The sequence below is a fragment of the Caulobacter sp. DWR3-1-2 genome (assembly GCF_049896225.1).
Taxonomy (GTDB): Bacteria; Pseudomonadota; Alphaproteobacteria; order Caulobacterales; family Caulobacteraceae; genus Caulobacter.
Genome location: NZ_JAFCTW010000001.1, coordinates 334,831 through 361,796 on the forward strand (window position 1 = coordinate 334,831; position 26,966 = coordinate 361,796).

General features: G+C 66.6%; 20 protein-coding genes. 8 read left to right on the top strand and 12 right to left on the bottom strand.

From position 1 onward, the window contains the following. Nucleotide 1: 1 nt before the first annotated feature. The 4 genes from mazG to ACP696_RS01570 form a co-directional block, all read right to left on the bottom strand. Nucleotides 2-865, bottom strand: coding sequence for a nucleoside triphosphate pyrophosphohydrolase (gene mazG, locus ACP696_RS01555; protein WP_426011555.1), 864 nt, complete (start codon nucleotides 863-865; stop codon nucleotides 2-4). Further along, nucleotides 825-2,216 carry an MFS transporter gene (locus ACP696_RS01560; RefSeq protein WP_426011554.1) on the bottom strand — a complete coding sequence of 464 codons (1,392 nt, stop codon included), beginning with the start codon at nucleotides 2,214-2,216 and terminating at the stop codon, nucleotides 825-827. The genes mazG and ACP696_RS01560 overlap by 41 nt, the downstream gene beginning before the upstream one ends. A 272-nt stretch (nucleotides 2,217-2,488) precedes the next feature. After that, complete coding sequence (gene nhaA, locus ACP696_RS01565; RefSeq protein ID WP_426011553.1) at nucleotides 2,489-3,685, bottom strand: Na+/H+ antiporter NhaA; 1,197 nt, start codon at nucleotides 3,683-3,685, stop codon at nucleotides 2,489-2,491. A gap of 78 nt (nucleotides 3,686-3,763) precedes the next feature. Then, the gene (locus ACP696_RS01570; protein WP_426043390.1) at nucleotides 3,764-5,224 is read right to left on the bottom strand and encodes a cobyric acid synthase; all 1,461 of its coding nucleotides are present in this window, start codon (nucleotides 5,222-5,224) and stop codon (nucleotides 3,764-3,766) included. A 122-nt stretch (nucleotides 5,225-5,346) separates the two neighbouring features. Here ACP696_RS01570 and ACP696_RS01575 point away from each other — a divergent pair, with 122 nt between their 5' ends. From ACP696_RS01575 to mfd, 3 genes are all read left to right on the top strand, one after another. After that, complete coding sequence (locus ACP696_RS01575) at nucleotides 5,347-6,018, top strand: hypothetical protein (protein ID WP_426011551.1); 672 nt, start codon at nucleotides 5,347-5,349, stop codon at nucleotides 6,016-6,018. 45 nt (nucleotides 6,019-6,063) lie between these two features. Further along, nucleotides 6,064-6,357, top strand: coding sequence for a succinate dehydrogenase assembly factor 2 (locus tag ACP696_RS01580; RefSeq protein ID WP_426011550.1), 294 nt, complete (start codon nucleotides 6,064-6,066; stop codon nucleotides 6,355-6,357). A gap of 164 nt (nucleotides 6,358-6,521) precedes the next feature. Next, nucleotides 6,522-9,989 carry a transcription-repair coupling factor gene (mfd, locus tag ACP696_RS01585; RefSeq protein WP_426043391.1) on the top strand — a complete coding sequence of 1,156 codons (3,468 nt, stop codon included), beginning with the start codon at nucleotides 6,522-6,524 and terminating at the stop codon, nucleotides 9,987-9,989. A 646-nt stretch (nucleotides 9,990-10,635) separates the two neighbouring features. On the opposite strand, the gene ACP696_RS01590 is transcribed toward mfd, so the two are convergent. The 4 genes from ACP696_RS01590 to ACP696_RS01605 form a co-directional block, all read right to left on the bottom strand. Continuing rightward, nucleotides 10,636-11,370, bottom strand: a complete 735-nt coding sequence (locus ACP696_RS01590) for a DsbA family protein (protein ID WP_426031523.1) — start codon at nucleotides 11,368-11,370, stop codon at nucleotides 10,636-10,638. A gap of 24 nt (nucleotides 11,371-11,394) precedes the next feature. Continuing rightward, complete coding sequence (locus tag ACP696_RS01595) at nucleotides 11,395-12,825, bottom strand: M48 family metalloprotease (RefSeq protein WP_426043392.1); 1,431 nt, start codon at nucleotides 12,823-12,825, stop codon at nucleotides 11,395-11,397. A 147-nt stretch (nucleotides 12,826-12,972) separates the two neighbouring features. Beyond that, the gene (locus tag ACP696_RS01600) at nucleotides 12,973-15,696 is read right to left on the bottom strand and encodes an Rne/Rng family ribonuclease (RefSeq protein WP_426043393.1); all 2,724 of its coding nucleotides are present in this window, start codon (nucleotides 15,694-15,696) and stop codon (nucleotides 12,973-12,975) included. Further along, entirely contained in the window at nucleotides 15,620-15,838 is a 219-nt protein-coding gene (locus ACP696_RS01605; RefSeq protein WP_426011545.1) for a hypothetical protein, read from the bottom strand. The genes ACP696_RS01600 and ACP696_RS01605 overlap by 77 nt, the downstream gene beginning before the upstream one ends. A 417-nt stretch (nucleotides 15,839-16,255) precedes the next feature. Between ACP696_RS01605 and ACP696_RS01610 the strand changes: the two genes are divergently transcribed. From ACP696_RS01610 to ACP696_RS01625, 4 genes are all read left to right on the top strand, one after another. Next, nucleotides 16,256-17,455, top strand: a complete 1,200-nt coding sequence (locus tag ACP696_RS01610) for an N-acetylmuramoyl-L-alanine amidase family protein (RefSeq protein WP_426011544.1) — start codon at nucleotides 16,256-16,258, stop codon at nucleotides 17,453-17,455. Between the two features lie 182 nt (nucleotides 17,456-17,637). After that, complete coding sequence (locus ACP696_RS01615; RefSeq protein WP_426043394.1) at nucleotides 17,638-20,007, top strand: penicillin-binding protein 1A; 2,370 nt, start codon at nucleotides 17,638-17,640, stop codon at nucleotides 20,005-20,007. Between the two features lie 75 nt (nucleotides 20,008-20,082). After that, nucleotides 20,083-21,196, top strand: a protein-coding gene (prfB, locus tag ACP696_RS01620; protein WP_426043395.1) for a peptide chain release factor 2 whose coding sequence is annotated in 2 segments (ribosomal slippage) — nucleotides 20,083-20,151 and nucleotides 20,153-21,196 — 1,113 coding nt in all. Because the reading frame shifts where the segments join, the coding sequence is not laid out codon by codon here. A 73-nt stretch (nucleotides 21,197-21,269) separates the two neighbouring features. Next, the gene (locus ACP696_RS01625) at nucleotides 21,270-21,590 is read left to right on the top strand and encodes a VOC family protein (protein WP_426043396.1); all 321 of its coding nucleotides are present in this window, start codon (nucleotides 21,270-21,272) and stop codon (nucleotides 21,588-21,590) included. A gap of 104 nt (nucleotides 21,591-21,694) precedes the next feature. Here the strand turns inward: ACP696_RS01625 and ACP696_RS01630 are convergent, their stop codons facing one another. From ACP696_RS01630 to tyrS, 4 genes are all read right to left on the bottom strand, one after another. Next, nucleotides 21,695-22,186, bottom strand: coding sequence for a bactofilin family protein (locus ACP696_RS01630; protein ID WP_426011540.1), 492 nt, complete (start codon nucleotides 22,184-22,186; stop codon nucleotides 21,695-21,697). Next, on the bottom strand, nucleotides 22,167-23,321 hold the full coding sequence (locus ACP696_RS01635) for a peptidoglycan DD-metalloendopeptidase family protein (protein WP_426031515.1): 1,155 nt from the start codon (nucleotides 23,319-23,321) through the stop codon (nucleotides 22,167-22,169). Before ACP696_RS01635 ends, ACP696_RS01630 begins: the two co-directional genes overlap by 20 nt. Nucleotides 23,322-23,525: 204 nt before the next feature. Further along, complete coding sequence (locus ACP696_RS01640) at nucleotides 23,526-23,987, bottom strand: peroxiredoxin (protein ID WP_426011538.1); 462 nt, start codon at nucleotides 23,985-23,987, stop codon at nucleotides 23,526-23,528. Nucleotides 23,988-24,041: 54 nt separating this feature from the next. After that, nucleotides 24,042-25,370: a tyrosine--tRNA ligase gene (gene tyrS, locus ACP696_RS01645; protein ID WP_426031513.1), complete on the bottom strand. Its 1,329-nt coding sequence runs from the start codon at nucleotides 25,368-25,370 to the stop codon at nucleotides 24,042-24,044. A gap of 192 nt (nucleotides 25,371-25,562) precedes the next feature. On the opposite strand from tyrS, the gene ACP696_RS01650 reads away from it, so the two are divergent. Then, on the top strand, nucleotides 25,563-26,681 hold the full coding sequence (locus ACP696_RS01650) for an anhydro-N-acetylmuramic acid kinase (protein WP_426031511.1): 1,119 nt from the start codon (nucleotides 25,563-25,565) through the stop codon (nucleotides 26,679-26,681). Nucleotides 26,682-26,966: the final 285 nt, after the last annotated feature.

Consider the following 26,966-nt stretch of genomic DNA (forward strand, 5'->3'; position numbering starts at 1 on the left):
CTCATCCGCGCGTGGCCTTCTCCGCCGCCTTGGCCGCGTTCCACAACCCGTCCATCTCCGCCAGGTCCGACTGATCCGGCGAGCGGCCATCCTTGGCCAGCTCGGCCTCGATGAATCCAAAGCGGCGGACGAACTTGGCGTTGGTGGCGCGCAGGGCGTCCTCGGGCTCGACATCGAGCTTGCGGGCCAGATTGGCGATGACGAACAGGATGTCGCCCAGTTCCTCGCGGGCCTTGGCCTTGTCGCCGGCGGCGATCTCGACCTTCAGCTCGGCGACCTCTTCGGCCAGCTTGTCGAGCACCTCGTCGGTGGACGGCCAGTCGAAACCGACGCGAGCGGCGCGCTTGGTCAGCTTCACGGCTCGGGTCAGGGCAGGGAGCCCGGCTGGCACGTCGTCCAGCACGCCACCCGCTCTTTCGGCTTTTTGGGCCTTGGCCTGGCGCTCCTGGGCCTTCAAAGCCTCCCAGCCGGCGTTCTGGTCGGCCTTGTCGGCATAGGCATGGTCGCCGAAGACGTGGGGGTGTCGGCGGATCATCTTGTCATTGATCGCCGTGGCCACGCCGGCCAGGTCGAAGGCGCCTTGCTCCTGGGCCATGCGCGAGTGGAACACCACCTGCAGCAGCAGGTCGCCCAGCTCTTCCTTCAGGTCGGCCAGGTCGCCGCGCTCGATGGCGTCGGCCACCTCATAGGCTTCTTCCACCGTATAGGGCGCGACGGTGGCGAAGGTCTGCTCCTGGTCCCACGGACAGCCGCCGTCGGGATCGCGCAGCTTGGCCATGATGTCGATCAGGGTGAAGAGCGGGTGCCCCTCATCACGCGGAGAGTCATTCAGCGGCGGGCTTGGGCGCGAGGAGGGGTGAGACATGCGGTTCCGGGCTCGGGCTGGGGAGGGGCTCGGCCGCGTCCCGTTCGTCGAGCTGACGGCGGATCTCGGCGTGGGCGGTCGCGTCCAGGCGATAGCGCAGGATGATCGCGCACACCAGCAGGGCCAGCACCGCCGGCACGAAGCCGAAGAGACCGATGAGCGCCGCATCGCCTTGGGCGCTGGGAGCCTTGGGGTCGAACCCCAGTTGGGCCAGCAACAGGAACACGCCGATCGCCAGGGCGTGGCCCAGCTTCACGGTGCCGTTGACGACGGCGTAGAGCAGGCCCGTGCGGTCGACGCCGCTGGCCAGCCGCTCCTCGTCGCCGATGTCGGCCATCATCGAGCGCACCAGCAGCGGCGCGGCCGAATAGGGCAGGCCGGCCAGGATCAGCGACACCACGCCAACCACGCTGAAGCCGCGAGGAATGAACACCGAAGCCACCTGGAAGACGGCGTAGACCACGGCGGCGATGGCCAGGGCTCGGTGTTTGCCAAGCCTCTTGGCGAGGGCCGGCCAAATCGGCGAACCACCCAAGGCGGCGACGAAATAGACCAGCAGCATGATGCCGGCCGTCGCCTTGTCGAACCCCTTGATGCGCTCAAAGAAGAAGAAGAACAGCGCGCCGCTGATGCCGGGGGCCAGGCCCATCAGCAGGTCGGCGAGCAGCAGTTTCTGCACCGACGGGCGCTTGATCAGGCCCAGATACTGCTTGAAGCCGGCCTCGTGCTTGACCGGCGGAACGTTCTTCTCGCCGACCACGGTCATGGCCAGCACGAAGGTCAGGGGCAGCAGGACAATGATGAACCAGCCCATGGCATGGATGCCGGCCGCATGGTCGCCCTTGAAGGCGATCGCCAGCAGTGGCGGCAACAGCAGCACCAGGATCATGCCGACCACATTGCCGGCGCTCCACCAACCATAGACTCGCGAGCGTTGCTGATAGTCGGGCGACAGCACCGCGCCCCAGGCGGTGTGCGACAGCACGGCCATGGAATAGCCGAGATAGCAGACCAGCAGGCTAAGCCACAGATAGAGCGGCCCGACCCCCGGCTTGGCCATGAACAGAGCGAAGGCGGCGATCATCAGCACCGGCGCGCCGGCCGCCAGCCAGGGCCTGAAGCGCCCGATGCGCGTGCGCGTGCGGTCCATCATCCCGCCAAGGATCGGGTCCAAGATGATGTCGGCCAGCCGCACCAGCAGGAAGGCCGAGCCCACCACCGACAGCGATAGGCCAAGCTCGCTGACATAGTATTCGGGCAGGTAGACCACCAGCGGCAGGCCCAGGGCCGCCAGCGGCAGGCAGGGCGCGGCGAAGGCCGCCAGGGTCCAGGATGAGCGCCGTCCGGTCATGCTTCCTCGCCACGCAGCGGGTTTGGCCCCGCGTTTATGATCGCCGATCAGACGCCGTGTCGGCGCCCCTGGCAAGTCGCGTGTGAAACGGGCGTTTCAGCGCACTTCACCGAACTGATCCGCGGAAAGACGCACGGCCAGCCTGTCTAAGGCTGTCTCTGCGTCCCGCCATGTTCCGCCATAGCGCGACCAGCGGATGTCGCCTTCGTGCCAGTCATAGGCGATCGGCGTGCGCCCGCCGGCCGGATCGACATCCTCGCTGGAGATGGGTCTCAGCCCCGCGTGTCGTCGGCCGCGGGCTTACGGGCGAGGCTGAACAGCAGCCAGCCCAGCAGGGCCGACAGGATGGAGCCGGCTAGCACGCCGATCTTGGTCTCGTCCTGCAGGAGGGGGGTCTTGAAGGCCAGGTTGTTGATGAACAGGCTCATGGTGAAGCCGATGCCGCACAGGGCGGCGACGCCATAGAGCTGCAGCATCGACGCGCCGCTCGGGCGTTGGGCCCAGCCCAGCTTGATGGCCGCCAGGCTGAAGCCGAAAACGCCGATCTGCTTGCCGACGAACAGCCCAAGGGCAGCGCCCAGGGTGGCTGGCGCGACCAAAGCCGCCGGGCCAATGCCGCCCAAGGCGACTCCGGCGTTGGCGAAACCGAACACCGGCACGACCAGATAAGCGACCCACGGCGCCAGGCCATGCTCCAGGCGGTGCAACGGCGACTGTCGGTCTTCGGTCCGGGCCGGCGACCCCTTCCTGGAGATTTGGGTGATCGGGATGGTCATGGCCAGGATCACGCCTGACAGGGTGGCGTGGATCCCGGACTTCAGGAACATCACCCACAGCACCGCCCCGACCAGCAGATAGGGCCACAGCCTGTCGACCTTGAGCCGGTTCATCGCCACCAGCACCCCCAGGGCCAACGCTGCCCCGCCGAGCGCCCACAGGGTCAGGTGATCGGTGTAGAATATGGCGATGATCAGGATGGCGCCCAGGTCGTCGATGATCGCCAGGGCGGCCAGAAAAATCTTCAGCGAGGCCGGAACGCGCGACCCCAGCAGCGACAGTACGCCCAGGGCGAAGGCGATGTCGGTGGCGGCGGGAATGGCCCAGCCGCGCAGGTTGTAAGGCGCATGGCGATTGATGGCCACATAGATCAGGGCCGGCACGACCATGCCCCCCAGGGCCGCGACGCCGGGCAGCACGCGCAGCGACCAGGTCGAGAGCTCGCCGTCGACCATCTCGCGCTTGATCTCCAACCCGACCAGCAGGAAGAACACCGCCATCAAGCCGTCATTGACCCAGTGGGCCACGCTCAGCCCGGCGATATCGACATGCAGGGCGTGGAAATAGCCGTCGGCCAGCGGTGAGTTGGCGACGAGCAGAGCCAGGGCGGCTGAGCCCATCAGCAGCAGACCGCCGGCGGATCCGGTCTGAAGAAAGGCCCGCAGGGCGGAGCGGGGGAGAGCGGTCGGCATCGGCGGGCCTCGCGAGAATCGACGGCGTGATCTTGGGGGCGTAGGAACGACGTGGCCAGCCAACAGTCCCTCGAACGGCTACAACCCCGCGATCCGCCCAATCGCGTCGATATCCAGCGATCGCTCCAGCACCTCCGCGATCTCGTCCAAGGCCGCGTCGACCTTGCACGCATGGTCGCCTGGCGATACCGCCACGCCCAGCGGCGCCAGCAGGGCCGCGCGGGCGTCGCCGCGTTCGAACAGGCCGTGGACATAGGCCCCCGCCACCCGGCCGTCGGCCGACACCGCGCCGTCCGCCACCCCGCCGTCGAACACCAGCATCGGCCGCGCCACGCCCGGACCGGTCGTGCGACCGATGTGCATCTCATAGCCGGAGAAGGCCGCGTCGCCGTCCAGCAACCGTCCCGAAGCCGCCCGCAGCACCTTGTCGCCGAGCAGCACGGTCTCGACGTCGAGCAGGCCAAGACCCGCCGCCGCGCCGGGCGGGCCCTCGATACCCTCGGGGTCGGACACGGTCCGCCCCAGCATCTGGTATCCGCCACAGACGCCCAGCACCCGGCCGCCGCGCCGGACGTGGGCCAGGATGTCGATGTCCCAACCCTGGGCGCGAAGGAAGGCCAGGTCGGCCAGGGTGGCCTTGGCGCCGGGCAGGATCACCAGATCGGCGTCGCCGGGCACGGGTGTTCCGGGCGGCAGGAAGGAAAAGTCGATGTCAGGATCGGCGCGAAGCGGGTCGAACTCGTCGAAATTAGCGATCCGCGACAGCATCGGCACGACGATCCGCGCGCGCCTGTCGCCGTCGGCGCGGGCCCGGCGCTCCAGCACCACGGCGTCCTCGGCGGGCAGGGCCCGAGCGGGGTGGACCCAGGGAACCATGCCCAGGTCCGGCCAGCCGGTGCGCGCCACGATCTCCCGCCGGCCCTCGTCGAACAGCGAAGGATCACCCCGGAACTTGTTGATGATGAAGCCCTTGATGCGGTCGCGGTCGGCGGCGTCGAGCACCAGGTGCGCCCCAGCCAAGGCGGCGATCACGTGGCCCCGGTCGATGTCTCCCACCAGGGCCACCGGCACGTCGGCGGCGTGGGCGAACCCCATATTGGCGATGTCGCCGGCCCGCAGGTTGGTTTCGGCCGGACTACCGGCACCCTCGACCAGCACGAGGTCGGCCTCGGCGGCGAGCAGGCGGTAGCTGTCGACCGTGGTGGCCAGCAGGTCGGGCTTGAGGCCCTGGAAGTCGCGGGCCTTATAGGTCCCGGCCATCCGGCCGCGAACGATGACCTGGGCGCCGACATCGCTCTGCGGCTTCAGCAGCACCGGGTTCATGTGCACGGTCGCGGGCGTGCGGCAGGCCAGGGCCTGCAGCGCCTGGGCCCTGCCGATCTCGCCGCCGTCGCTGGTCACTGCGGCGTTGTTGGACATGTTCTGCGGCTTGAACGGCCGCACGATCAGCCCGCGATTGGCGAACAACCGGCACAGCCCCGCCACCAGGGTCGACTTGCCCACGTCCGAACCACAGCCCTGGATCATCAGCGACGCCATGGCTGTCGGCTACCTTCGTGACTCGGCCGGTATGGCGGCTGGCAGGACGTATCAAGGGTTGCGACGGGCGTACATCCCATGCCTAGTGAAGCTTCCGTTGCTAGCCTGCTGGGAAGAGCTCGTTGAAGCGATATCTGTTGTTGGCGCTGGCCATGCTGGCGTCAGCGAGCCTTGGGGCGCGGCCAGCGGGGGCGGTCACGCCGACCAGCTGTCACGATCGCTATCTGGCGGGCCGAGCTATCCCGAAGCAGGTCGAAGGTTGGGTTTGCGCCGATTCCGCCCTCGCAGGCCTCGAACGCGCTGTCTTCAAGACCTTTGTCGATCAGCGGCGCGTGGATGAATGGGTCTCGATCGCGAGCGAGAATGACCTACGAATAGAGCTCATGAAGTGTCAGGACGCAAAGTGCGTTCGCTATCGCTACCAGGACCGCCTTGACGAGGTGGTGCAAGGCGCGCCGTTCCCCTTATCCCACGGCAGGTCTCTGCATCGCGTCGGCCATTATCCGCGTGCGACGATCTGGAGCCGGGATTTAGGCGGTGGCTGGAGGGTCTTCAAGTTCGACATCGACAACGGACCTCTTCCTGAATCACCGCCGGATAGCGGGGTCGTCCCAGGATTCTATGAGGGTCTTGAAATGTTCGTCGCCGAGATGGTGGATGGTAAGACACGCTATCGGGGTTCCGAGGGGAACGGCTTCGATATCCAGATCCAGAAGAATGGGTTGTGGACAGTCACGCAAATTGGCGAATGCCAATGCGGCGGCAGCCTCAGTTATACCGGCATCTATCGCTGACCATAGCTGGCGCCAACGCCTGGACCCCTCTATATCCCCGGTCACATGACCATCGATCACGACTCCCGCCTCCGGCGGCTGAAGTTCCGGGCCTGGCACCGCGGATTTCGGGAAGCGGACCTCATTCTGGGGCCGTTCGCGGATATTCATGGGCCGAACCTGACGCCTGAGCAGCTCGACACCTTCGAAACCCTGATGGAGGAGTCGGATCGCGAGATCTACGCCTGGATCGTCGGTCAGGAAGCGACGCCGGCCAGGTTCGACACCGATGTCCTCACCCTTATCAAGACCTTCCGGTATGAAGCCCACGCCGTGCGGCCGGTTGGGGACGGGGCCTGAACCTAGTTTTTTAAACCGCTCATCCCGGCGAATGCCGGGACCCAGGTGAAACCCACATGCCGACCCGGACGAATCTGGGTCCCGGCATTCGCCGGGATGAGCGGAATTTGAGTAACAGCAGTCACACCGGCGGCGTTGTCGCTGATCAATCTTTGAAGAGTTGCATGGCCTACGACGCCAAACAGATCGCCAAGGCCGCCGGGGGCCTGACCCTGGCCGGGGCGCCAGAGGGGTTTGACGCCCTGGTGATGGCCGACATCGCCCGGGCGCGCGGCGGGCTGACCGTCTTCGTGGCCCGCGACACCGCGCGGGCCAGCGCCTTCATCGACGCCCTGAAGTTCTTCTCCCCCGAGATCGAGGCCGTGCTGTTCCCGTCCTGGGACTGCCTGCCCTATGACCGCATCGGCCCCTCGGCCGGCGTGGCCGCCACGCGGATGGCCACCCTGCACCGCCTGGCCCAGGGCCTGGGCAAGGACAAGCCGGCCATCCTGGTCACCGCCGCGCCGGCCCTGCTGCAACGCGTGCCGGAGAAGGCCGTGCTGCAACGGGCCAGCTACGGGGCCAAGGTCGGGGGCGTGGTCGATGTGGCCGACCTGGAGCGCTATTTCGCGATCAACGGTTATGTGCGGGCCTCGACCGTCTCGGAGCGCGGCGAGTTCGCGATCCGCGGCGGGGTGATCGACGTCTATCCACCGGCCGCCGAGGAGCCGGTGCGACTGGACCTGTTCGGCGACACGCTGGAAAGCATCCGGGCCTTCGATCCCGAGACTCAGCGCTCGACCAAGTCGCTGAAGACCGTCGAGCTGCTGCCGGTCAGCGAGGCCCTGCTCGACAAGGCGGGCATTTCGCGGTTCCGCGGCGGATATATCCGCGAGTTCGGCGCGCCGGGCGACGACGCCCTCTACGCAACGGTCAGCGAAGGCGGCCGCCGGGCCGGCCTCGAGCACTGGCTGCCGCTGTTCTATGAGCGGATGGCGACCCTGTTCGACTATCTGCCGGAGGGGGCCCTGGTCGGGGTCGACCACCAGGTCACCGAGAGCCGCGACGAGCGCCTGGCGATGATCGCCGACGCCTATGACGCCCGCGCCTCGGCCGACCGCAAGTCGGCCTATCGCCCGCTGAAGCCCGACGCCCTCTACCTGACCGCCGCCGAGTGGGATCAGGCGCTCGACAACCGCCCCAACCGCAAGTTCACGCCCTTCCAGCCTCAAGGGCTCGACGTCATCGACATGGGCGCAAAGCTCGGTCGCACCTTCGCCGCCGAGCGGGCCCAGGACAGCGTCAACCTCTTCCAGGCCACAGCCGAACACGCCACCACCCTGGCCGGGCAGGGGAAACGCGTGCTGTTCGCGTCGTGGTCGGAAGGCTCGTCCGAGCGCCTTGGCATGATGCTGGCCGATCATGGCCTGACCAGGATCCACTTCGCCGCCTATTGGCAGGCCGCCAAGGCCGCCGATCCCAAGGTCCCGCAGCGCGTGGTCCTGCCGCTCGACAACGGTTTCGAGACCGACACGCTTGTCGTGATCTCCGAGACCGACATCCTCGGCGACCGCCTGGCCCGGCCGCGCAAGAAGCGTCGCGCCGCCAATTTCCTGGCCGAGGCCAGCGCCCTGACCCCTGGCGACCTGGTCGTCCATATCGACCACGGCATCGGCCGCTACGAAGGCCTCAAGACCCTCGATGTGCAGGGCGCGCCGCACGACTGCCTGGACCTGCTGTATGGCGGCGAGAGCAAGCTCTATCTGCCGGTCGAGAACATCGACCTGCTGACCCGCTACGGGGCCGACGGCGAGAACGTCCAGCTGGACAAGCTGGGCGGCGCAGCCTGGCAGGGGCGTAAGTCCAAGGCCAAGGAACGGCTGCGGATCATGGCCGAGGGCCTGATCCAGATCGCCGCCGCCCGCCAGCTGAAGTCGGTGGAAGAGACTGAGCCGCCGCACGGGGTGTTCGACGAGTTCTGCGCCCGCTTCCCCTATGAGGAGACCGACGACCAGTTGTCGGCCATCGCCGACGTTCTGGAGGACCTCGGCTCGGGCAAGCCGATGGACCGGCTGATCTGCGGCGACGTGGGCTTTGGCAAGACCGAGGTCGCCCTGCGCGCGGCTTTCGTGGTGGCGATGAGCGGCAAGCAGGTGGCCATCGTCTGCCCGACGACGCTTCTGGCCCGCCAGCACTACAAGACCTTCAAGGACCGCTTCCAGGGCTGGCCGGTCAAGATCACCCGCCTGTCGCGCCTGGTCACCGGCAAGGAGGCCGCCGAGACCCGCGAGGGCCTCGCCAATGGCCAGCTGGAGATCGTGGTCGGCACCCACGCCATCCTGTCCAAGCAGGTGTCGTTCAAGGACCTGGGTTTGGTCATCGTCGACGAGGAGCAGCATTTCGGGGTCAAGGCCAAGGAGAAGCTCAAGGAGCTGCGGGCCGACGTCCACATGCTGACCCTGACCGCCACGCCCATCCCGCGCACCCTGCAGATGGCGCTCAGCGGCATCCGGGAAATGTCGATCATCGCCACCCCGCCGGTCGACCGCCTGGCGGTGCGCACCTATATCAGCCCCTTCGATCCGGTGACCCTGCGCGAGGCCCTGCTGCGCGAAAAGTATCGCGGCGGCCAGGCCTATTATGTGGTGCCGCGCATCAAGGACCTGGAGGAGATCGAGAAGTTCCTCCGCGTCCAGGTGCCCGAGGTCAAATATGTGGTGGGCCACGGCCAGATGGCCCCGACCCAGCTGGAAGACGTGATGACCGCCTTCTACGAGGGCCAGTACGACGTGCTGCTTGCGACGACGATCGTCGAGAGTGGGCTCGATATTCCCTCGGCCAACACCCTGATCGTCCACCGCGCCGACATGTTCGGCCTGGCTCAGCTCTACCAGATCCGCGGCCGGGTCGGCCGGTCCAAGGCGCGGGCCTACGCCTATCTGACCACGCCCAACGAGAAGACCATCACCCTGTCGGCCGAGAAGCGGCTGAAGGTGCTGCAGTCGCTGGACAGCCTGGGCGCCGGCTTCCAGCTGGCCAGCCACGACCTGGACCAGCGCGGCGGCGGCAACCTGCTGGGCGACGAGCAGAGCGGCCACATCAAGGAGATCGGCGTCGAGCTGTACCAGCAGATGCTGGAGGACGCCGTCGCCGAGCTGCGCCAGCGCCAGGGGGCCGAGGCCCTCAGCGAGGATCGCGGCTGGTCGCCGCAGATCAACACCGGCGCTGCGGTGATGATCCCCGACGAATATGTGCCCGACCTGAACGTGCGGCTGTCGCTGTATCGCCGCCTTTCGGAAGCCGAGAAGTCCGCCGACCGCGAGGCCCTAGCCGCCGAGCTGATCGACCGCTTCGGTCCGCTGCCGCCCGAGACGGATAGCTTGCTCAAGGTCGTCGCCATCAAGGGCCTGTGCCGCGAGGCCAATGTCGCCAAGATCGACGTCGGCCCCAAGGGCGCGGTCGCCAGCTTCCGCAACGACATCTACGCCAATCCGATGGCGCTGATGCAGTTCGTGGCCAAGAACAACATCGTCTGGAAGGTGCGTCCCGACCAGAAGGTGGTGATCAAGGGCGAGTGGGACACGCCCGCCAGCCGGCTCGACGCGGCGGAGAAAATCCTCGTGCAGTTGGTCAAGCTGGCCAAGGACGCCTGAGCCGGCGATTGGGGACATGCGCATGTCCCCCGTCAGCAGACGTCAATGCTCGGTGGATAGGAAGCAAAGTCTCGCGATTTCAACGCGTTGAATTTTCTCGACCTGATTTGATGCTCCCCCTGTCAGACCGCCCGCATACTGGTCTCACCTGAAAGCACGGGGAGGGCGCACGTACGGCGACCGAGGCGGCTTTCAGGGGTGGTCGAGCGGGAAGGCTTGTCCGCCGTGTCTCCGTCAAGGAGACGCCTTGGGTTGGAGTTGGGGCAGGTTCATTCAGGTGACGAAGCCCCGGCGCTCAGGGTCGGCGGACAGGCTGGCAGGTGCGGGCTGAAATCGCCCGCACGGTCCGGAGGGGTTAGCCGCCCTTCCGCCCGCCGGGGGCCAACTTCGGAAGCGGGTTAAGACCCCGCGCTTCGATGGCTCCCGTCTGAAGGCCACGCGAAGCGTCCGACCTTGTCGAAACGGTACATCTACTCAAAGCTATTCCGGGCGAGGCCCGGGCGCTTCGCACCCTTCCCAATTCGCCTCACAGCCAGATTGGCGTGAGATCACACCGACTTGCCCCCACCTGGCGACTTCGTCGCCTGTCGCGGCGAGGGGGCGGAAAGACCGCAAAGCGGTCAGGTGGGGGCAAGTGGGTGAGCCCCTAAACCTTCTTCGCCCGTCCCGCCCGGACATTGTCGATGGCCAGTTTCAGCGCTTCCATGTCGGCTCCGGCGATCATCTTGTCGCCGACAAAGAAGGCCGGCGTGCCTTCGATGGCCAGGGCCTCGGCCAGGGCGTGGGTGTCGGCCAGGTGCTGGGTGGTGGTGGCGTTGGTCGCCACGGCCTGGGCCTTGGCGACATCAATGCCGACCTCGCCGGCGATGCGAATCACGGCGGCGGCGTCCAGGCTCTTCTCGGCCATCAGGCGCTGATGCAGAGCGATGGTCTTGCCCTGGTCCTTGGCCCCCAGGACCATGCGGGCGGCGACCTCGGAATCATGGCCGAAGATCACGAAGTCCTTGAACACGAACCGCACGTCGGGGTTTTGCTGGATCAGCGCCACCACCTGCGGCGCGGCCAGCTTGCAGTAGCCGCAGCGGTAGTCGAAGAACTCGACCACGGTGATCGAGCCATTCGGATTGGCCACGAAGTCACGTGGATCGCGCTCCAGCGCCTGGCGATACTTGCCGATGACGTCCTTGGCCTTCTCGGCGGCCTGGCCGGCCTGCTTTTCCTGCAGCTTGGCGCTGACCTCCATCAGCACTTCGGGATTGGCCAGGAGATAGGCATGGACCTTCTCGCCGAAAGCCTTGTCCGGCTTGGCCGGGCCGCAGGCGATCAGGGAAAGGGCGGCGAGGGACGCGGCGGCCAGCGCCAGCGGACGTTGAAAGGGCATGGAGGTCTCTGGAAAGGGCGGCGACTAGCGGCGCAGGCCCGAGGTGACGGCGCCTTCCTTGGCCAGATCCTTGAGGTCCTGGTTGGAAGGGTTGGAGGTCAGGACGATGTCGGTGGCGCGACGCCATTCGACGCTGTCCTTCTTGAGCAGTTCCCGGGCTCGCATGGCGAAGACGCGGGCCTCCTGGGTGGCGCCCATGTTGAAATACTGCTCGGCGGTGGCCAGGCGGGCCTCGCCGTCCTCGCCGCGCTGGTCATAGGCCTGGGCCAGCAGGCGCCAGGCCACCGAATTGTCGCTCTCGTCGATCAGCGAGCGCTTCAGTTCGGCGATGCCCTCCTCGACCTTCTTGGGGTCGCTCTGGCCGATCAGGGTCTGGCCCAGATTGACCCGCAGCAAGGCGGCGTCAGGCTTCAGCGCCACCGAGCGGCGCTGGGGCTCTTCGGCCTCCTTGACACGGTTAAACTCGAACAGGATCTGGCCCTTGAGCTCCCAGAGATAGGGATTGTTCGGGTTCTCGGCGATCAGGCCTTCCAGAATCTTCAGGGCCCGGTCGGGCTCCTTCATCTGGTAATAGGCGATGGCCCGGGCATAGCGAGCTGGAAAGCCGCGATCGCTTTCCTTGTACTTGACGATCGCCACGCCGGGATTGATGAAGCCCTCCAGCTTGGCCTTCATGATCTCGTGTTCGGCCAGGGACTCCGGATCATCGACGGCGTTGTAATGCGCTTGCTTCTCGACCCGGCCGCGCAGGGCGTCGATCCGGTCGCCCGACAGCGGGTGGCTGCGGAAATAGGCGAAACGCCGCGACTGGTCGAAGACCTCCTGATAGCGGAAATTGTCGAAGAACTCGACCAGGCCGCGACCCGACTGGCCGGTGGCCTCCAGAAAGCCCGCGCCGGCCTGGTCGGCCCGGGACTCCTGGTCGCGGCTGTAGCCCAGGGCCCCCAGGGCGCCGAAATACTGGGCGTTGCCCATCAGCACGGCCCCGGCGTCGGGGGCGCCGGCCAAGGCGGCCAGCACGCCCAGGCCCATGGTCAGGATCATCGGCTTGAGGCCGGCCTTCATCATCTCGTCGGAGCGCAGCGGGTGAGCGCCGGCCAGGTGGCCGGTTTCGTGGGCAATGACGCCCTTCAACTGGTTGGGCGTCTCGGTCTGAAGGATCAGGCCGGTGTTGAGACCCATCATCAGGCCCTGGGTGGCGAAGGCGTTCAGTTCCTTGTCGCCGACCAGCAAGATACGCACCGTCTTTGGGTCCAGGCCCGCCGCCGCATAGATCGGGTCGGCGTCGCGGTGCAGGATTTCCTCGATCTCGGTGTCGCGGATCAGGGAGGCGCCGTTCTGGGCGCTAGCCGGCGTGGCCGGCGTCAGCGTGGCCGCGAGCAGGATCAGCGCCGAAAGCGCCGAGCCGGTTCGCAGACCGTTCTTGCCGGAAGCCGCCCAACTGCGGGAGGTCATCGAAGCTCTCCTGATCGCGCCCCCGCGCTCAAACAGCAGTCTAACGCGGTTCTCGGCGACCTGGAAACAGCGGTCGATCGAGTTCCCCACGGAGATAGTGATGAAGGCCGGCGGGACCAGGGCCCCGCCGGCCTTCATCACGGCTTATCAGCCGCGACGCCACCAGCCGCGCTTGGGCTTTTCAGGCGGGGTCAGGATCTCGGACGGATCGGGCTCGACCGCGACAGGCGTCTCAGCGGGCTCGATAGCGACCGGCTCGGGCTCTGGGGTTGGAGCGACGACCTCGACGTCGGCGGCCACCATCGGCGTGTCCTCGATCACCGGAGGGGCGATCGGGGTGGCTTCGGCGACCGGCGTTTCCGCCACGGCTTCGACCTCCACGGTTTCGGCCTCCACGGTTTCAACGACCTCGTCGGTGGTCTTGCGACCCCGGCTGCGCGGACGGCGCGCCTTCTTCGGCGCGTCTTCCTGCGGCGGCAGTTCGACCCAGATATCGGCCGGCGGACCTTCGATCACCGCCGGGGCCAGCGGCGCCGGCTCCAGATCGGCGACATCGACCCGTTGAGCGGGAGCCCGTTCGACGCTCGAGGCGTCGGCCACCTGTTCGGTGCGTTCGCCACGGCCTCGCCCACGGCGACCACCGCGTTCGGCGCGTTCGGCGCGTTCGGGACGCGCGGCGGTTTCCGCGACAGGCGCGGCGACCGCTTCCGCCGCCTCTACGCGCTCGGGACGATCGGCTCGCTCAGGGCGACGCTCGCCGCGGCCGCCATCCAGGGTTTCGGGATCGTGCCAGACAAAGGCGTTCTCGCCGAACGGCACCCGCGGTCGGGCCCAGGTGAAGGCGTCGGCCGGACGATCGCCGTCCTCGCGGCCGCCACGACGACCGCCACGGCGACCGCGACGGCGACGACGGCGGCGGGACTCCTCGTCCTCGCCCTCGATGTCGCCCTCGGCGCGTTCGACACCGTCGGCGTCTTCCTCGTCCTCGACGCCGGCCGCTTCGGCCGGGGCCTCTTCAGCGTCGTCTCGACGACCGCCGCGACGCCGGCGCTTACGACCGCGACGGCCGTTGGCGTCATCCTCAGCCGGCTCGGCGCGGGCCGGACGGGCAGGGCGCGGCTCGGCGCTCTCCTCATCCGAGGGCTCGACCTCGGCTTCGATCTCTTCTTCGTCCTCGTCCTCCTCGTCGTCGAACGCCTCGTCCTCATAGACGGGGTCCGGCTCGATCGGGGCGAAGATCTGCGGGGCCGGGCGTTCGCCCAGCTCGGTGCGGTCGATATCGTGCTCGGCCTGGTGCAGGGCGTCATCGACCAGCACGGTGACGAACAGCGCGTGGGTCTGTTGCAGGCGCAGCAGATAGGCGCGCTTTTCGTTCAGGATGTAGATCCCGACCGGGCGGCTGACCTTCAGGGTGACGGCGCCGCCGCCCTTCAGGGCCTCGACCTCGACAGCGCGAAGCGCCGCCAGGGCGCTGGACTCGACCGAGCGGACGCGGCCGGTGCCGTCGCAATGTTCGCAGACGTGGGTGGTGCCTTCCAGCACGCCGGTGCGGCGGCGCTGGCGGCTGATTTCCATCAGGCCAAAACCACTGATCTTGCCCATCTGGATGCGGGCGCGATCGTCCTTGAGCGAGTCCTTCAGGACCTTTTCAACGGCGCGGTTGTTCTTGCCTTCATCCATGTCGATGAAGTCGATGACGATCAGGCCGGCCAGGTCGCGCAGACGCAGCTGGCGGGCGGCTTCTTCCGCCGCTTCCAGGTTGGTCTTCAGCGCGGTGGCTTCAATGTTGCGCTCGCGGGTCGCCTTGCCCGAGTTGACGTCGATGGCCACCAGGGCTTCGGTCTGGTTGATCACCAGATAGCCGCCCGACCGCAGGGGCACGGTTGGCGAATAGATCTGGGCCAGATGGTCCTCGATCTTGTGCTTGACGAACAGCGGCGCCGGCTCCCGATACGGGAACACCTTCTTGGCCTGGCTGGGCATCAGCATGCGCATGAACTCGCGCGCTTCCTTGTAGCCAGCCTCGCCCTCGACCCAGATGCCTTCCAGCTCCTTGTCATACATGTCGCGAATGGCGCGTTTGACGAGGTCTTCTTCCTCGTAGATCAGCGCCGGGGCGATCGAGTGCAGCGTGTTGTCGCGGATGTTTTCCCACAGACGCAGCAGATATTCGTAGTCGCGCTTGATCTCGGCCTTGGTGCGCTTGGCGCCGGCCGTGCGGACGATCAGGCCCATGCCCTGCGGGACGTCCAGCCCCTGCACGACGCTCTTGAGACGCTTGCGGTCGGTGACCGTGGTGATCTTGCGACTGATGCCGCCGCCGCGGGCGGTGTTGGGCATCAGGACGCCGTAGCGGCCGGCCAGCGACAGATAGGTGGTCAGGGCCGCGCCCTTGTTGCCGCGCTCTTCCTTGACGACCTGAACCAGCATGATCTGCCGGCGGCGGATCACGTCCTGGATCTTGTACTTGCGCATCAGGCGGCGTTTGCGGCGCGCCAGTTCTTCCTCGACGGCGTCGTCCTCGTCATCGACGGCGTCGCCTTCGTTGCCGCCATCACGGCCATGGTGATGGTCATCCTCATCGTCGTGAGAATCGTCGCGCATCAGCGCTTCGCGGTCGGCGACCGGGATCTGGTAATAGTCTGGGTGAATCTCGTTGAAGGCCAGGAAACCGTGACGGTTGCCGCCATACTCGATGAACGCAGCCTGCAGGCTGGGCTCAACGCGGGTCACCTTGGCGAGATAGATATTTCCTCGGAGCTGTTTGCGGGTCCGGCTTTCAAAATCGAATTCTTCAACCCGGGTACCATCCACGACCACCACACGCGTCTCTTCGGCGTGGGCGGCGTCGATCAACATCTTTTTCGACATAAAGGGTATCTCCACGGCGCACGGCGAGCGCTGGGCTCGGGCGCCGATATGAATGAAGGGCGCGCACGTCACCGCCCGTCGCACCGCCAAGGCGGTTGCGGAAGGTCGGTCGCCAGAGGCGGTCGGGTGCGGCGCAGCCCATAAGGTTTCTGTGTTCCTTAAACGCGCCGGGGGGCGCGGATCGGAGGGAGCGTCGACGCCAGGGTTGGCTTAAGGGTCCGACGCGGGCCCTGCGGGACGATCCAGACGAAGGCTTCGTGCCTCACGCTGGTAATCGCGCCCAAACTCAATTCAGTCCGGCGATTCCGGCCACGGACGTGATTTGCACCCTAAGGGGATGCAAGTGTCCGCGAGATAGGAACCACTCGCGCTTACCGCCATGACGATCAGGGCGTTCAGCGCGCGGACCATAGTGTAGCAACAACGCATCACAAAAGAAAAGCACTCGACTGAAGCCGTTCGCGCGGCCATGTCGCATCGTGGGTTAACGGTTTCTCTACTCGAAGATGCAGATATCGTGGTTTGGTTAGGTTGAACGCCGCGGGGCGAACGGGCGGGCATGGCTAGGGTTTTGATCTCGGCGGCAAGAACGGGTTGGGCGCGCGCGGCGATGATCGTCGGCGGCTTGGCGCTGGCTGGCGTCGCGGTGGCCATGGCCCAGGGGCCCGCGCCGGCCGCAGGCGTGCAAAAGGTCCGCTTCGGCGGCGACCGCAACGAGACCCGCATCGTCATCGATCTGGATCGCGCGGCCTCCGGCAAGCTGCTGGCCGACGGAACTGGAGATCGCCGCGTGGTGATCGGCCTGCCCAACGTCACCATCGCCGGTGATCTGCAGGGTACGGGGCAGGGGCTTGTCGAGCGCTGGTCGATCGACGAGGCCGCGGGCGGCGCGCGCCTTCGCCTCGACCTCAAGGCCAATGCCGAGGTTCGCCGCCGTTTCCTGTTGCCCCCCGGCGACGGGACGTCGGCCTATCGCTATGTCATCGATCTCAAAGCGACCGATTCAGTGGGCGCGGCCCAGTCGCCGGCGCTTCGACCAACCCTCGTGTCAGCATCGGTCAAGGCCTCAGCCCTCCGCCTGAAGAAGGTGATCGTCATCGACGCCGGCCACGGCGGCAAGGACCCTGGCTCGTCGGGCGCCACCACCGCCGAAAAGGACGTCACCCTGGCCGCCGCCAAGGCGCTGAAATCCCGGCTGGAAAAATCGGGCCGCTACACCGTGGTCCTGACCCGTCAGTCCGACACCTTCGTTCCCTTGGAATCGCGAGTGCAGATCGCCCGTCGCGCCGACGCCGACCTGTTCATCTCGCTGCACGCCGATTCGGGACCCGACGCCACGACCCGCGGGGCCAGCGTCTACACCCTGTCGGAAAAGGGCACCGAGCGCGTGGCGCGGGTGCTCGAGAAGGACGACTGGCTGATGAAGGCCAACCTGCCTGGGCGCGACCGCGCGGTCAGCCAGATCCTGCTGGACCTGTCGCAACGCGCCACCAAGAACCGCTCCGCCGCCTTCGCCGAGACCCTGCTGCAATCGGTCGGGGAAGAGACGACCTTGCTGCGTCGCAGCCACCGTGACGCGGGCTTCATCGTGCTGCTGGCGCCGGACATTCCCGCCGTCCTGCTCGAAATGGGCTTCATCACCAATATCGATGATGAGCAGTTGCTTCAGACCCCAGCCGGTCGTGGCAGACTGATGGACGCCGTGGCCAGCTCGATCGAGTCCTATTTCGCCGCCCAGACCCGGCTGGCCGCGCGCTAGCCAGGTTCGCGAGGATGGCGAGAGCCGTTGGCGCCTCGCCCGATGCGCGCTAGAGCCTTGGTAGGGAAGACGCGTCGGACCTGGCCCGGCCCTGCGACCGCAAAACCGCTTACGTTTTTGCCGATCGCGCTCTAGAGGATTCGAACGGAGCGGGCGAAAGTGCGTCGCCCGACGGAGGCTGCGTGGATCTGAAGCCCAGAGACCGATGGATCGCCATCGCCGGCGTCACGGTGCTGTCCGCGATCGCCGTGGCCGGCTTCGCTATCGCTATCTACGCGGCCTGGCTGTTCCACGACATGCCCGACGCCGGTGAACTGCAGGACTATCGTCCGCCGACCGCGACCCGCGTTTACGCCTGGGACGGCACGCTGATCGGCGAATATTCCAAGGAACGCCGGATCTTTGTCCCCTACGACCAGATTCCGCCGCAACTGGCCCAGGCCTTTCTTGCGGCCGAGGATCATAACTTCTTCAAGCACGGCGGCGTCGATGTCAGCGGCTTCTCGCGCGCCATGCTCAACAATGTCGGCAACGCCGCGCGGGGCCGACGCCTTGAAGGCGGCTCGACGATCACCCAGCAGGTGGCCAAGAATGTCCTGCTGACCAGCGATGCGACGGTGGGACGCAAGTTCAAGGAAGCGATCCTGGCGCATCGTCTGGAGCAGTCGCTCGACAAGCAGCAGATCCTCGAGCTGTACCTCAACGAAATCTGGCTGGGCTACCGCTCGTTCGGCGTCGGCGCGGCGGCCTACAACTATTTCGGCAAGTCGCTGCCCGAACTGAGCCTGGCCGAATGCGCCTATCTGGCCGCCCTGCCCAAGGGACCGGATAATTATCATCCCATCCGCAACAAGGGCAAAGCCAAGGCCCGCCGCGACTGGATCCTGGGGCAGATGGCCGACCTCGGTTGGGTCAGCCAGGACGACGCTCGCAAGGCGATGGCCGAGGATCTGGTCGTCCAGGCCGCGCCCAGCCGAGCCAAGTATCGCGACGCCGACTATTTCGTCGAAGAGGTCCGGCAACGCGGCGTCGCCACGCTGGGCCCGCGCCTTAGCGAAGGCGGCTACTACATGCGTACTACGCTGGATCCCAAGCTGCAGACCGCAGCGCGGGTGGCCTTGATGGAGGGCCTGGAAAAGTACGACCGCCGCCATGGCTGGCGCGGGGCCTGGGGCCACGTCGAGACGATCGACACCGACTGGGAAAGGGCCATCAAGCTGAAGCCCCCGTCCGAACGGACCAACTGGCGCGCCGCGCTGGTCACCTCGTCCGCAGGCGGCGTGCGCTTGGCCAAGGACGGCGGCGAGGGGGCGATCGTTGGTGAGGACATGGCTTGGGCAAACGCCACCAAGGGCTTGAAGGCCGGCGATCTGGTGTTCGTGGAGAGATCCGACACCGGGGGCTATCGTTTGAGACAGATCCCCGCCGTCAACGGCGCCTTGGTCGCCATGGAACCCTATAGCGGCCGGGTAATCGCCTTGGTCGGCGGTTACAGCTTCTCCCTGTCCAATTTCAACCGCGCCACCCAGGCGATGCGCCAGCCCGGCTCGGCCTTCAAGCCGTTCGTCTATGCCACGGCCCTTGAGAACGGCTACACGCCGGCCAGCGTCGTGGTGGATAGCGCCATCACCTTCAAGGGCGCCAATGGCGAGGATTGGAGCCCGGAGAACTATCACAAGAAGTTCTACGGAGCCTTGCCGCTGCGCAAGGGGCTGGAGCAGTCGATCAACGCCATGACCGTGCGCCTGGCCCAGAGCGTCGGCATGAGAAAGATCATCGACATGGCCAAGCGCACGGGCGTCACCCGTGACATGGCGCCGGTGCTGGCCATGGCGCTGGGGGCGGGGGAGACCACGCCCTTCAAGCTGACCACGGCCTACACGCCCTTCGTCAACGGCGGCCGTCGGGTCGAGCCGCACCTCATCGAACTGGTGCAGGACCGCGAGGGCAAGGTGATCTTCCGCGCCGACAAGCGCGACTGCGTGCGCTGCGACGCCGGCTTCAACGGCGACGAGAGCCCGCGCATCCCGGCCTTGGGCGAACAGGTCATGGATCCGATCACCGCCTACCAGGTGACCTCGATGCTGCAGGGGGTGGTCCAGCGCGGCACTGCCGCCCAGGCCAGTTCGCTGGGTTATCCGTTGGCCGGCAAAACCGGCACCACCAATGAGTATCGCAGCGCCTGGTTCATGGGCTATTCGCCCAGCCTGGTGGTTGGAGTGTTCATTGGCTTCGACGATAACCGATCGCTGGGCGAGGGCGAGACGGGTGCGACCGGCCCTGTGCCGATCTTCATGGACTTCATGCGCGAGGCGTTGAAAGGCCAGCCGAAGACCGAGTTCAGGGCCCCCAAGAACGCCAAGTTCGCCATGGTTCGCGGCGTCCGCGAGGCGTTTCGACCCGGCACCGAGCCGAAGTTCACGGCTCCCACCGCCGCCAGTGGACCGCAGCCCTACGGAGCGGCTTGGCCCGACGGCAAGGTCGGCCCGACACCGACGCCGGGACCCGGCAAGCCGCCGAGCCAGGCTCCAGACATTGGTGGCCTCTACTAAATCCAGTCGGTCATTGCGCCGACTCCTGTCGCGGGCTATGTCCCGCGCCCTTCAACACTGTCACGGAGTTACGTGATGAGACCGGATGTCGAGGCCTCAGCGGCTGACATCGAGCAGTCCATTGGACTGCTCAGGAGGCGTCTTTGACTGGGATGTCGCGCTTCGCAAACTCGATGAACTGAACGCCCGGGTCGAAGACCCGACCCTGTGGGACCGGCCTTCCGAGGCCCAGGCGGTGTCGCGTGAACGCGCGGCCCTTGCCACCCGCGTCGAGGCCGTTCAGGTGCTGGTGACCGGACTGAAGGACGCCTTGGAATATGCCGAGCTAGCCGATATGGAGGGCGACGACGCCCTGCTGGAGGACGCTCGCGCCCAACTCAAGGCGCTGAAGGATACGGCCGGCCGCGCCGAGCTCGAGGCCTTGCTGTCGGGCGAGGCCGACGGAAACGACTGCTATGTCGAAATCAATTCCGGGGCCGGTGGGACCGAGTCCTGCGACTGGGCCGGCATGCTGCTGCGCATGTACAGCCGCTGGGCCAACGCCCACAAGATGACGGTCGAACTGGTGGAAGAGACCTCAGGCGATCAGGTCGGCATCAAGTCGGCCACCCTGCTGGTCAAGGGCACGAACGCCTATGGCTGGCTGAAGACCGAGGCCGGCGTGCACCGCTTGGTGCGCATCAGCCCTTATGACGCCGCCGCCAAGCGCCATACCAGCTTCGCCTCGGCTTGGATCTATCCGGTGGTCGACGACACCATCGAGATCGACATCAACCCGTCCGACGTGCGCACCGACACCTACCGGGCCTCAGGCGCGGGCGGCCAGCATATCAACAAGACCGACTCGGCGGTTCGCCTGACGCACATTCCGACAGGCATCGCTGTGGCCTGTCAGGCCGGTCGCTCGCAGCACCAGAACCGCGAGGAAGCCTGGAAGATGCTGCGGGCCCGGCTCTACGAGGCCGAGCTGCAGAAGCGGGAAGCCGCCCAGCAGGCGTTGGAGGACCTCAAGACCGACATCGGCTGGGGTCACCAGATCCGCAGCTACGTGCTGCAGCCCTACCAGATGGTTAAGGACCTGCGGACCAATGTCGAGACGTCCGACACCCAGGGGGTGCTCGACGGCGATCTGGACGAGTTCATGGGCGCGTCCCTGGCTCAGCGGGTCGGGGCGACGCGGGACGCCTGATCTCAGTCCTGCTGGCGTCGCCATGGCGTCAGCGGGATTTGTCAGCGTCGCAGTCTGCGACCAAGATCGGGCCTTGGCCTTCTGGACCGAGAAGGTGGGCCTGCGCGTCGCCACCGATCAGCCGGTGGGGCCGGGCAAGCACTGGATAAAGCTGAGAATTCCCGGGGCCGAGACCGGTCTCGCGCTGTTCACGCCGGACGGTCAAGAGGATCGCGTCGGCAAGTTCTTCAACGGCTCGTTCACCTGCGACGACGTCGAGCAAACCTATCGCAAGATGAGCGAAAAGGGGGTCGTCTTCGAGGGGCCGCCCGAGAAGCAGCTTCGGGGAACGTTCGCCAAGTTCCGCGGTCCGAATCGGCAACACCTTCGTGCTGTCCAGCCGCTGAGGCTCTAACGAGAGCATTTTTCGAGCGAAGTGGTTCCGGTTCGCGTGAAGAAAAATGCGTCAAAACAGAAGATTAGAGCTCACGGCCTGACGCAGTCAGGTCGGGAAATGCTCTAGCCGGCGGGCTTGGCGATCGGCGCAGGAGCGGCGAGCGCCTGGGGCGTGGGAGCAGGCTGCGGCTGCGCGGCCGGACGCTGGAATTTCAGGCTGCGGCCCTGGAAGAAGGCGCCGGTTTCCATCGCCAGTTGCTCGTGGGTGATGTCGCCGTCGATGTAGGAGGTGCCGTAGAGGCGGACCTGCTTGGCGGTGACGGCGCCGACCACCCGGCCGCGCACTTCCACCGCTTCGGCATAGATCGAGCCCTCGATGTGGCCCGTCTCGCCGACGGTCAACCGACCGACCCTGACGTCGCCGCGCACGATCCCGTCAATCTGCAGTTCGCCGTCCCCGGTGATGCCGCCTTCGATGGTGATGTCGGGAGAGATCAACGAGGCGACCTTGGGCGGGGCCTTGCGGGCCGCTGGCTCTGCGGCTGGAGCCATGGACATGGGCAACGGCTCGATGCGCGCCGGACCCTTGGACGCCTTAGCTTGCTTGCTGAACATACTCACCAGCCTTCAAGAAACGGTTCGGGTTCTGAGCCCGACCATTGACCCATACTTCGTAATGCAGATGCGGACCGGTCGATCGACCCGTCGAGCCCATGGCCGCGATGCGCTGACCGATCGCCACGCGCTGGCCGACCTTGACCGAAGTGGCCTGGAGGTGGGCGTAACGGGTCTTGAAACCGTTGCCGTGGTCGATCTCGACCACATTGCCATAGCCCGAGCGCACGCCGGTGAAGGACACGACGCCGGGGGCCGTGGCCATGATCGGCGTGTAGAAGGCGCCCGGGAAGTCCAGGCCCGAATGGAAGGCCGGACGGTGGGTGAAAGGGTCGAACCGCACGCCGTAGCTGCTGCTCAAGGCCGGATTGTTGGTCGGGCGGTAAAATGGCAGCTTCTGCGAGGCGGCGCTGAGCTGGCGCATGTCCGACATGTCGGTGGCGGCGTGCTGGATGCGGCTGGCGAAGTCTTCGTCAACATCGAGCACGGCGGCCAGGGCCCGCGGGTCCTTGGCCTCGATCAGCGGGCCACCCAGCGACGAGCCGTTGCGGCCTGTGAACGACCCCGCGTCGAGGCCGGCCATCCGCATGGCCAGGCGCAGGCGCTCGGCGCGGCTCTTGGCGAAGGTCTCGGCGGCGTCGATCAAGCGTTCCTGATCCATCCGCGTTGCCTGGATGCGCTCGATCGGCGAGGCGCCGAGCACGTGCGGCTTGACGACCTGCAGCGCCTGGGACGCGCCGGGCACGCCTCGGAAATCACTAACCAGGAAGGCCAGGGCGGCATGTCGCTTCTCAACGGAATTAGCCAGCTCGTCGAGCGAGCCGCTGTTGGCCGACAGCTGAACCATCGCGCTGTTCAAACGGGCCTGGCGGTCGGCGTTGAGGCGTTCGTAATAGGCCTTCTGCTTGATGACCATCTGGTCGGTCGAGCTGACGGAGAGGGCGCTGACCATCATGGCCGCGGTGCAGACGCCCATCCAGAGGGCCGCGCCGGCGATCACCGTGGCGCACATAAGCTGCTTGCCGGTGGAGAAGACATAACCGCGCATCTCGCCGCCGGAGCGCACGTACAGGTGGCGTTCCGGAAACAGATCTTCCAGGGATTGTCGCAGTCGCTTGAAGCGCGTGATCGCCATCGCCCTAGGAAACCCCCGTTTTCAAGGTCTCGGCGATATGCAACGAGAAAGCCGAAGCGTGCAAGACACTTCGCGCCCAGGGTGAACCCGCAGCGTGACATTCCTCATGCAATTCAAGTGATAACGCGGTCAGAGACATCTTGTCATCGTCTGAGCGTCTCAGTGTTGCGATCAGCGCACGGTTGATGCGCCAAAGCCACACGGTTATTTCAGGGCCCGCGCCGCCGTCAGCACGGCCTTGATGTGGTTGGGCACCTTGACCTTGCGCCAGGTTTGGCGAACCACGCCCTCGCGGTCGATCAGGAAGGTCGATCGGTCGATGCCCATATACTTGCGGCCGTACATGCTTTTTTCCACCCAGGCGCCGTAGGCCTCGACGATCTCGCCGGTGGTATCGGCGGCGAGATCGACGGTCAGGTCATGTTTCTTGCGGAACTTGGCGTGGGAGGCGGCGCTGTCCTTGGAAATCCCGACGATCAGAGCGCCAACCTTGGCGAACTCCTCGACCTCGGACGAGAACTGCAGGGCCTCCGATGTGCAGCCTGCCGTGTCATCCTTCGGATAGAAGTAGAGCACGACGTTCTTGCCCTTCAGGGCCGCCAGGCTGACGCGGCCGGTGTCGGTGGCCAGATCGAAGTCGGGGGCCTTATCGCCGGGTTCAAGCATCTGTCTCTCCACAATCCTGTCACCCCGGATAGCGGCCTCGCCGCTTCCGGGTTGTTACACCGGCTTTATCAGCACGATCTTCTTCTTTCCCGCCGCCAGCTTGACCACCCCATCGATCAGGTCGGCCGAAGTGACCAGGCGGTTGGCGTCGGGCTCGGCCTTGTCGTTGAGCTTGACGCCGCCGCCTTGGGCCAGGCGGCGGGCTTCGCCGCGCGAGGCGGCCAGGCCGGCGTCGGCGAACAGGTTGGCCAGGACGATGCCGACTTCGAGGTCCGCGACAGGCACCTCGAAGGTTGGCAAATCGACCGACAGCGCGCCTTGCTCGAAGGCCTTCTCGGCCGCGTCGCGGGCCTTGCGGGCTTCTTCCTCGCCGTGCGCCATTCGCGTGGCCTCGTCGGCCAGCACCTTCTTGGCCTCGTTGATCTGCGCGCCCGGCAGGGCTTCCAGCCTGGTGATCTCGGCCAGCGGCAGGTCGGTGAACAACTTGAGAAACCGGCCCACGTCCGCGTCCTCGGTGTTGCGCCAGAACTGCCAATAGTCGTAGGGGCTCAAGGCGTCCGCGTTCAACCAGACGGCGCCGGCGGCGGTCTTGCCCATCTTCGCGCCGGAGGCCGTGGTCAGCAGTGGCGTGGTGAGGCCGAACGCCGGTTGCTGATCAACGCGACGGATCAGCTCGACCCCGTTGAGGATGTTGCCCCACTGGTCCGAGCCGCCCATCTGCAGCACGCAGCCGCGCTTGCGGTTGAGTTCCAGGAAGTCGGTGGCTTGCATCAGCATGTAGTTGAATTCGAGGAACGTCAGCGGTTGTTCGCGATCCAGCCGCAGCTTGACCGAGTCGAAGGCCAGCATCCGGTTGACCGTGAAGTGCGTGCCGTATTCGCGCAGGAACTCGATATAACCCAGCTTGCTCAGCCATTCGTCGTTGTCGACCATCACTGCATCGGTCGGACCCTCGCCGAACGTCAGGAACTTCTCGAAGACGCGCTTGATGCTGGCGATATTGGCCTGGATGCCGTCATCGCTAAGCATCTTGCGGCTTTCGTCCTTGCCCGAAGGGTCGCCGACCTTGGTGGTCCCGCCGCCCATCAGCACGATCGGCTTGTGGCCGGTTTGCTGGAGGCGCCGTAGCATCATGATCGAGATCAGATTGCCCACGTGCAGGCTCGAAGCCGTGGCGTCGAAACCGACATAGGCCGTGATGATCCCGCCGGCGGCCGCGGCGTCCAATTCGTCCGGGTGAGTGATCTGGTGAATGTAGCCGCGCGCCTGCAGTGTCTGGAGGAATTCCGACTTGAAGGACGCGGCGGCGGACATGGCTCGACTCTCTAATTCTGGTGACCGCGCGTCTAGCACGGGCGCGGCGTTCTGTGGCGAGGGTTTCATCGGCGGGTCTCCTGGGATTTTGATCCGGAGACGTTCGCCTTGGGCTGACGCGTCGCCGGGTGAGGCGGGCGCATCGACGTGATCGGTCGGCGTTCCCGCTAGGACAGCGGGCGATAATAGGCGCGGGTCGTGAGGCGCGGGGTGATCATGGGGTCTAGCTAGCCGCCGCGACCCGTGGCAGTCAACCAGCCCATGCGTATCCTGGGATTCATGACCGGCACCTCGCTCGACGCCGTCGACATGGCGGTGCTCGATACCGACGGCGAGGACATCCAGGCCTTCGGCCCGGCCGGCGAGCGCAAGCTGCGCGAGGCGACCCGCGAGCTGCTGTTGGAGACCACGGCGATCGCTCGCGGCTGGGCGCGGGATGAGCCCGAGCCTTCGATCTTCGCGGAGGCCCGGCGGGCCGTCGCCGACGAGCACCTGCAGGCCGCCGAGAGCTTTCTCGCCGAGCACGGGCTCACCTGGACCAATTTCGACCTGCTGGGCGTCCACGGCCAGACCGTGCTGCACGAACGGCCGACAGCCGAACGGATTGGCCGCACGGTGCAACTGCTCGACGCCGAGCACATGGCCAAGGTCAGCGGCCGGCCGGTGGCCTTCGACTTCCGCACCGCCGACGTCGCGGCCGGCGGGGAGGGGGCTCCGCTGGCCCCGATCTATCACGCCGCCCGGACCCGGGCCTCGAGCCTGGCCGCGCCAGTGGCGGCGCTGAACCTGGGCGGGGTGGCCAATGTCACCTTCGTGAAGGCGGATGGCGACTTGCTGGCGTTCGACACCGGACCGGCCAATGGCATGATCGACCTGGTGGTCCAGGCCCGTGGGGCAGGGCGGTTCGACGAGGGTGGGCGGCTGGCCATGGCCGGGACGGTTCATCGGGACGTGCTCGCGGCCTTGCTGGCCCGACCCTATTTCGCCTCCAGGCCGCCCAAGTCGCTGGACCGCTTCGACTTCCCGGTCGAGATCGTCGATGTCCTGTCCTTGGAGGACGCCGCCGCGACCCTGACCGCCTTCACCGTCGCCAGCGTGGCGCGGGCCTATGACTGGCTGCCGGTCGAGGCGCGGCCGAGACGGTTGATCGTGGCGGGCGGCGGACGTCACAACGCGCACATGATGCTGGGCCTGTCGGAAGCCCTCGCCGGCGTCTCCGAGGTGGTCTCGGCCGACGCCCTGGGCTGGCGCGGCGACGCCATCGAGGCCGAAGCCTTCGCCTTCCTGGCGGCCCGGACGGCGCGGGGCCTGCCGATCAGCTTTCCGGGGACCACCGGGGTGGCAAGCCCGATGACGGGCGGACGGATCGTTCGGCCTTAGCCCATAAGGTTGTCCCCCCGTGGGGGAGGCGGTCGGTGGGGGAGGTTTGGGGTCTTTGATCGCAGGTCTGGCCGTCATCCGATCGCTCCCCCACCGTCGGCTTCGCCGACACCTCCCCCACGGGGGAGAACTTCACGCGGGCTGCCGCTGAAGAGATGGAATGGGTCGCGGAGCGCCGGACGACGTCCGGAGTGTGTGAGTTTAGTCCCGTTTCGACGAGCCCGAGCCCGAGCGCTGCGCGGGGCTTGGAGCCTCGCACCCCCGGCCTGCCGGTCGCGAAGGTCA